General features: G+C 44.8%; 4 protein-coding genes. 3 read left to right on the forward strand and 1 reads right to left on the reverse strand.

Annotated features, from left to right (window positions below; genetic code table 11):
• Nucleotides 1-322: 322 nt before the first annotated feature.
• Nucleotides 323-643: a CopG family ribbon-helix-helix protein gene (locus J7545_RS18240; RefSeq protein WP_318700450.1), complete on the reverse strand. Its 321-nt coding sequence runs from the start codon at nt 641-643 to the stop codon at nt 323-325.
• 90 nt (nt 644-733) lie between these two features.
• On the opposite strand from J7545_RS18240, the gene J7545_RS18245 reads away from it, so the two are divergent.
• The 3 genes from J7545_RS18245 to J7545_RS18255 are packed head-to-tail and all read left to right on the forward strand — an operon-like array spanning nt 734 to nt 6,682.
• Nucleotides 734-2,647, forward strand: coding sequence for a DEAD/DEAH box helicase (locus tag J7545_RS18245; protein ID WP_318700451.1), 1,914 nt, complete (start codon nt 734-736; stop codon nt 2,645-2,647).
• Nucleotides 2,647-4,008: a hypothetical protein gene (locus tag J7545_RS18250; protein WP_318700452.1), complete on the forward strand. Its 1,362-nt coding sequence runs from the start codon at nt 2,647-2,649 to the stop codon at nt 4,006-4,008. The genes J7545_RS18245 and J7545_RS18250 overlap by 1 nt, the downstream gene beginning before the upstream one ends.
• The gene (locus J7545_RS18255; RefSeq protein ID WP_318700453.1) at nt 3,986-6,682 is read left to right on the forward strand and encodes a TnsA endonuclease N-terminal domain-containing protein; all 2,697 of its coding nucleotides are present in this window, start codon (nt 3,986-3,988) and stop codon (nt 6,680-6,682) included. Before J7545_RS18250 ends, J7545_RS18255 begins: the two co-directional genes overlap by 23 nt.
• Nucleotides 6,683-6,936 lie beyond the last annotated feature (254 nt).

A 6,936-nucleotide genomic window follows, 5' to 3' on the forward strand; every position in this document is an offset into this window, starting at 1 on the left:
ACACATGGCTCTTACGCTCCCCTCTATCATAGGCCCCCACGGCTTTATGTCTTAGGTCTATACTATAAGCTGATGGCATCATCTCACGATCGCTAACTTCATCTTTCTATTATGTCCTAACTCTCCCTTTCACTGCTATAATATCGCCAAAAGTACATAAATTTTAGATGAGGTGCGATCCCTATCGTCATATGTTGACTCAGATACATAGCTGACGAGCTATTTCAGAGCCTCTCAAGGCACTGGAAGTGGAAAGGTCTAACAGAGGATAAAGACTTGACAGGAATCGTGTCAGACACACGCCTCCTTGTCCAAAACTGGACTAATTTACTCGCTCCAAGAAGAGAGCCATCACGCGGTTCAGCTCTTCTATGCGCGTTTCTAAGGAATCAGTTCTTTTGGACTCTCCTTTCAGTTCCCTGCATAGGCTATCAACCGCTTTACCCAAAGAATGCTGTTTCTCTTCCAAGGCTTCTAACTTATCTTCTACAGGTTCATCTGATAAGTCTAAATACCCTGCGATCGCTTCTCGGATAATCTGAGTTCTGTCTTTCTCGTCAAGAATGGCACGGGCATCCAGCGCTTCAAGCATTAGGTCAGACAAGCGTATGGATATAGTTTTGCTTTTGCTATTCTTTGCCATGCGATTGGGATACAGGTGAGATACAATTATGGTAGAATACGTTTGAGCTACGAAAGGTATACAGATCGATATTAACTAATGGAGGCATTTATGGCCGCAAAGTTTGTTCCCAGAGATTGGCAAGACCGCTTTGTGAGGGATTACCAGACTAATCTCAAGAAAAACTTTCTCTTAGAAGCTTGCACATCCGCAGGCAAGACGGGTGGAGCACTCTATGCCTATGACTTTCTTCGGAAAGGGGGGCTAGACTTACGGTTTCTGGTGGCTGTTGTTCCCGGAGATCATTTGAAGCGCCAATATTCCACCGATGCCAGAGATCTATTTAGTATGGATTTATACTACTCGGGTACAGATCAACGTTTGAATCGTCCGCCCACCCCCAATGAATTATTGAACCAGGGCTATCATGGGATGGTTGTTAGCTATCAGTGGTTAACTAAATCAGATAATGCTCAAACGTTGAGCTTGGCACTGAAGAGAGACGTTGCAGGTAAGGTATTCATTATTCTCGATGAAGTCCATCACGTAAGCGACCAGTTAGCATTTGGTCAAGCCTGTGAAGCAGCATTTCCAGATGAGGTTGTAGCCCATCGTTTGATGACATCAGGAACACCATTTCGCTCGGATAACAACAGGATTCTAGGTAATTGGATTAATTATGCTTCTGTTGAGGAAAACGTTTATGAGTGTTTGCCAGACTTCAGGTATGTCTTAGCAGACGCTTTGCGGGAAGGGACGATTCCTCCCTTTTCTTTTGTCACCTTAGCTGGGGAGTTTACCTATCGTCGAGGAGAAGCCCACTATGATGGTCAAACCTTCACCAATGCTCAAAATGAGAAACAATTAACCGATGCTCTCAATACCGCCATTTTTGTTGAAGGAGATTGGGTTAAAACAGCAATTGAATGGGCGCACGGACGCATGAAACGCGATCGCCAGAAGGGACTGCCAGAGTGCGCGACCTATGTACGAGTTCCGACAATTCAAGCTGCTCGACAAATGAAGGAACGCATTCTGCGGCTAACAGGGGAAAATGCTCTCGTTGTGGTTTCCAAGGATGATGACCCCAACTCTAGCTCCAGCAGTCTTTCTCAACAGGATTCTAGCAAGTTAATTGAGCAGTTTGCTTCCGAAACTGGCCCGACTGCTTATTCCTGGATAATTGGTGTAGCCATGTTAGGAGAGGGGGTTTCGATTAACCGTCTGAAATATCGAATTCATGCTACAAATGTTCGCGCTCCTCTCTCGTTCATGCAGGATTTAGGGCGTTTATTGCGTCAATTCCCTAAAGACGATCCAGAGCCGGTAGAAACATTGATTCCCGCTCATCCTGACCTGATTGAATTAGCTCTAGAAGTAATGAATGAAGTGTCTCATGTCATTCGAGAAAAAGAGGAAGGAGTGAACTCAGGTAGCGATGCCAATGAAGCGCAAGGAGAGAATGCTTCCACCGCTATCTCCTCATTTGAACCCCTTGCCTCTACCGGGGAGTTGTCCGCACAGATTGTAGATGGAGAAGAGATCTCTGGAGAATATACTAAGGTTGCTGAATGGGCAGTTCAACACAAGCCTTACCTCGAGCATTACAAGAAAACTGTAGCCCATTTCGCGCAGGTTTTGCGGAAAGAGAAACCTCTGTTCGCCATGCTCTCAAATGAATATCACGACGCTACTGGAGCCAAAGATGATGAGGTAGCTCAAACTACTGAGGATCTTCCCTTGGGTTTCCCTTCTGAGTATGCTACTTGGTTACCAGATGAAAAGTCAAAATATGCTAGGGGGCAAGCTAATAAGAAAGCACAACGTTTAGCGTATCTTCTTTATCCCAATGCAGATAAGGAAGAGTTAGGAGAGGCGATTAAGCACATTCATACAAAAGCAAAGCAAAGAAATGGTGTTTCCCCTAAATGTTTTCTCGGGCATAAAGAGTGGGAAACCATTTACATATGGCTTTGCGATCGCATTGCACATGCTGCAAAACTCAAAGGCACGGAGGATTTGTAATGGGCAACTTTACTACTATTGACCCAACTCAAGGGAAAGTTCCGGAAATAGCGGTCGTCGAGAAAGTTTTTTCCGAAAATGACCGCTTACCAGAAGAAGAACATGAAAAAGCAGTTCATGCGTTCTTTACCGCTGATGGTATTGCTTCTGGAATTAGCAAGGATTTAGCTTTTGTCGATAAGATCCCTCAGTTAATTGACGATATCTTGGAAAACAAGTCTTGGGAATGCGTATACATTGCTAGAGGAGTTGTAACGCCGTACTACTGCCGTTACGTCAAAGGGACGGATTCTGACAATTTCCGGGCATTTATTACGGCCAAACGTCCCAATGGCTTGGGGACAACCATCGAAACGGTGGATCGCTTGCTCGAACCGGAGCCAGAGATTAAACGGAAGTTTCGGACATTGATTTACGAATCGCGCCAGGGGGAAAGGTTGGATCTTATCGATCCAACTTCGGGCGGTGACTGCCCGAAGTTGGATCTAGCCGAAAGACAACAGAAAACACTAAGAGCTGCAAATCGTGCAGCCACAGCGATTCCAGCCATTGGGAAGTTGTTGGATAGAGAACTAATTGCCATAGATATTGCTGCCAAACTAGGGCGAAACATCAAGAATCCGGACAACCTGACGGCTGACGAACGCGAGTATGTTGAAAGTCGAGATTTAATCGGATTGCGCATTGACGAATACATCAAGTCTAACCCAATTCCGGAGGATGAGTACAAAGAACCTGCCTATCGACGAGAACTGAATCGTTTCGTCAAAGACCTGCTGGGTATCAAGGATCGCTCTAAGCAAGTCAGGATGGACAATCCCAAGAAAGCAGCAGAAAAGCTCCTTCAGTTTTACACGGGGGAAAAGCTCCAGGAGTTACTCGACCACTTACAACAGGGGTTAGAGCTTCCCTCGCAAGAGCAACCCCTATTGACGGAGAAGGATGCAACTGCGATGGTCGAAGACCGCCCGGAGGGCATCGAGCCTGACAAGGGAGATCGAAACAATCTGGAGCAAGATCCGACTCCTCCAGTAAATACAACCCCTCAGCCTCAAGAGGAACAGGAGGAAAGCTCAGTATCTCCAACCAACAGGGACAATTCAACGCTCGACCAGCAAGACGAGCCGAATTACTCATTAAATACTCGCCAACTTGCCGAACGCTTAAAACTTCAACACCAAACCATCATGAACATGATGTACAACAAACCAGAGCAATTTCCGCAATGGTCGCAAGAGCGAGATCCAGAAGGAATAGCTTGGCAACGGAGTAGCGAGAAAAATGGGAAGCTAACGCTATTTAGCCCAGTTTTAGATAACGATCGCGAGGATGAGCCTGATGCTATCGAAAACGGAGTTTGATGTTTGGTCTAATACTCTCGGGTTGTCTTGCCAAACTCAGGAAGTTATCCAAAGAATTCGCTCTTCAGAGCCTTCTCGTAACGTTGGTGGTGGCAGCAAAAATGTTTTTGGCCGTTACCCTAGTCGAAAGATGGGAGTAACCATCCAGTTTGAATCTCATAAAGTTGAACTGCCTTTCATTTTTCAACTGGAGCATAACGAAGATGTGCTCGAATTTTACGACCAACCCCCGGCGATTAAGCTAGATTATCAAAGCAAAACCGACCGTAGACTAGGGGTTTTACATACCCCAGACTTCTTCGTCATACGAAAAGATTCGGCAGGTTGGGAAGAATGCAAATCAGAGCAACAGCTCAAAAAGCTGGCAGAGAAAAGTCCCCATCGTTACATTTTTTCTGAAGAGAAAGGGTGGTATTTTCCTCCAGGAGAACATTACGCTAATTCCTTTGGACTTTACTATCATTTACGCTCCGATGCTGAGATTAATTGGAATCTGCAACGAAACTTTGTGTTTTTAGAGGACTATCTCCGATCCGAGTCTTTAGAGATAGATCGACCTCAACTCGATAGTATCATCCGAGCTATCTCCGAAAAGCCAGGGATTACATTGAATGAATTATTAAGTTTGTTTCTGGCTGATTCCATCTATACTCTGATTGCTCAGGAACAAATCTATGTCGATCTCAGTAGTAGTCTTTTAGCCGAACCCAATCAATGCAACGTCTTCTCGGATAGTGAAACGGCTCAAGCATATGCTCTGATGGTGAGTTCTACCTCTTCGAGAGAGATAACATCCCCTGGAGTGAATTTGACCGCAGGAGCCTCAATCCTCTGGGATGGAAAAGCCTTGAGTATTGTTCATATAGGCACTACAGAAATTATTCTGCGAGGAGAACAAGAACGGTTGATTCAGTTAAGGCGGGCAGAACTTGAGACGTTGGTTTGGCAAGGGAAAATTACCAGTCCTCAAGTTGAGTCTCACACTACCGTTTCCTCAGAAGCCTGGAATAAATTCTATCAAGCAAGCCCTGAAGACCAAACAGAAGCCCTCCGTCGTTATGAAGTGATTCAGCCTTATTTGGAGGGACAGAAGCGAGACAATGAAACGACTTCAGCCCGTACTATTCGAGATTGGAAAGCTAAGTACCTAGCTGCCCAGGAGAAATATGGCTGTGGATATCTAGGGTTATTGTCTCATCGCAAAGCTAAAGGAAATCGTCAACGGAAGCTTCCCGATATAACATTGCAACTAATGGAGCAATTCATTGCCGAGGACTATGAGACTCTTAAACAGAAATCGAAATGGTCGGTTTATTGTTCTCTAGTAGATATTTGCGAACAGAAAGGGGCGATCGCTCCCAGTTACAAAACCTTCAGCAAGGAAATCCAGAAACATGCCGGTTATAAGCAAACTTTAAAACGGAAGGGACGTAGAGCAGCATACCCACAAAGTACATTTTACTGGGAATTAAGTCGCACAACGCCTCGACATGGCGATCGCCCCTTTGAAATCGGTCATATCGACCATACTCAACTAGACGTAGAACTGGTCTGTTCCCATACCGGTCGTTCGTTAAGAAGACCTTGGGTGACCTTCTTAATTGACGGTTATTCCCGTCGTTTGCTGGCAGTGTACCTCTCCTTCGATTCCCCCTCTTATCGCGCTTGTTTGATGGTACTGAGGCTTTGCGTCCAAAGATACGGCCGCTTACCTCAAACCATTGTGGTAGATAACGGTGCAGAGTTTCATAGCACCTATTTTGAAACATTATTAGCGACCTTTGAGTGTACAAAAAAACATCGTCCAGCAGCAAAAGGACGGTTTGGTTCAGTTTGCGAGCGATTGTTTGGAACCAACAACAGTCAGTTTATTCACAATCTAATGGGGAATACTCAAATTACCTGCAATGTCAGACAAGTGACCAAATCGGTAAACCCCAAGAATCAAGCCATTTGGACATTAGGCGTTCTCTATGAATATCTGAGCCAATGGGCTTACGAGGTTTACGATCGCTTAGATCATCCTTCATTAGATCAAACTCCACGGGAAGCGTTCATAACGGGCATAGCCAACGGAGGAGGAAGGACTCACCGCTTAATTCCCTATGACGAGAATTTCAAAATTCTTACTCTACCAACAACCAGTAGTGGTAAAGCTAAAGTCCAAACCAGCAGAGGAGTGAAGATCAACTATGTCTACTACTGGTCTAACCTATTTAGAAACCCCGAGATTGAAAATACCTCTGTTCCCGTGAGATACGATCCGTTTAACGCTAGCATTGCTTATGCTTTCGTTCAAGGCCAGTGGGTAGAGTGTATTTCTCAATACTATGCAGAATTTCAAGGGCGTTCCGAGAAAGAATTAAGACTAGCGACCAGCGAGCTACGCAACCGTCATCGAAATAACAAACAATCGAAAATTTCTGCCAAAAAACTAGCAAATTTTCTCTCCTCTGTCGAAGCGCAAGAAGTCTTGCTAGAGCAACGCTTACATGATGCGGAAGCGGTAGAAGTTTTCAGAGTTATTGAGGGAGGTAACCCGACACCAGCACACATGTCATCCAAGGTAACGGATATTACCTCTGCTCGCACCAGTTCTCCTGCGGAATCCGAGCTACAACCAACTACACAACCTAATTTACCTGAAGAACTCGTTGTCTATGAGGAGTTTTAACCATGAGCCAAAATATTATGTTCCCTCCCCAACTCCTCAATGCCTCAGCCAGCAAATGATTAGCTTATTTTGAATCTTTCACTGTTGCACATCATAAACTCCGAGAAGTTTACCCCTCTTCTTTCACTCTGGGAAGAGTATAATAAAGAAAAAAGGCTAAAAGCCTTATCAGAACCATGATTGCACCAAGAACTGCTCAACCGACCCTCTCTGTGATTGATAAATATTGCGATTTCTATAGAAATCTATTTTCA

The sequence above is a fragment of the Roseofilum sp. SBFL genome (assembly GCF_017746885.1).
In the GTDB taxonomy this organism is placed as follows: domain Bacteria; phylum Cyanobacteriota; class Cyanobacteriia; order Cyanobacteriales; family Desertifilaceae; genus Roseofilum.